The sequence below is a fragment of the Vibrio sp. YT-19(2023) genome, from assembly GCF_033337395.1.
On sequence record NZ_JAWOQN010000234.1, the window covers coordinates 1 to 919 of the forward strand.

Sequence of the window (919 nt, forward strand, 5' to 3'; positions counted from 1 at the left end):
ATAATAGGCGGTGTGACGAGGCGATAGGATGAGCTTCAAATCTCGTTTGGTGGTATTCACCACGGTTTGGTTTTGTTTGGCGATGGCGGCCATTGCTCTGACTTACAATTGGCAAAAAGAGACCATTGAGCTTCGCACCAAGCAAAGCTTACATCAAGATCTAGCCAGTCACATGCGGGATGATAATCCGCTCATGATTGGTACGGACTACAATCCCAAAGCACTCAAGTCGATTTTCCACACCCTCATGTTGATAGGGCCTGATTTCGAAATCTATTTTCTTGATAGCCAAGGCAACATTACTACGCACGCTGCGCCAGAAGGGACGGAATTGATGGGAGCGGTGAATCTGGCTCCTATTCGTCAGTTTCTCAGTGGAGAACCTTTCCCGATTCTAGGCGATGACCCGCGTAATCGTGATGAACACAAAGTCTTTTCGGTCGCAGCGATAGAGGAGCTTGGCTCAACCATTGGTTATTTGTACGTGGTGATCGGAAGCTCTCGTCATACGGCCATTGCCAACGCTCAAGTGGATTCGTCGTACTTGGCGCTTGCGGGTTTAGTGCTTATTTCGATTTTAGGTTTCGCTTTTGGCTCATATTTCTTGGTTAAGCGCAGCTTGTTAAACCCGATTGAACGTGTGACCGATCAACTGCAAAAACAAGCCGAACACGACTTTCGCCTACAACCCGATTTTGCACATCAAGTGCCGGAGCTAGTGCCGATTGCTCGTTCTTATCAATTGATGGCAAAACACATCCAGCAGCAATTTTTGCAACTTGAATATCAATCCTCTCATCGCCGTCAAAGTCTTTTGCAACTGAGCCACGATTTAAAAACGCCACTCTCGAGTGTGCTTGGGTATTTGGAAACTTGGCGTTTGCAGCATCCTGACCCCGATCCGCTCATTGAAGTGGCG

The 919-nt window shown here is 47.7% G+C and carries 1 pseudogene; it reads left to right on the plus strand.

The annotated features are described in order from the left end of the window. Window positions 1-28: 28 nt before the first annotated feature. Window positions 29-919: pseudogene (locus R7E78_RS25095) on the plus strand (sensor histidine kinase); the annotation flags it as partial.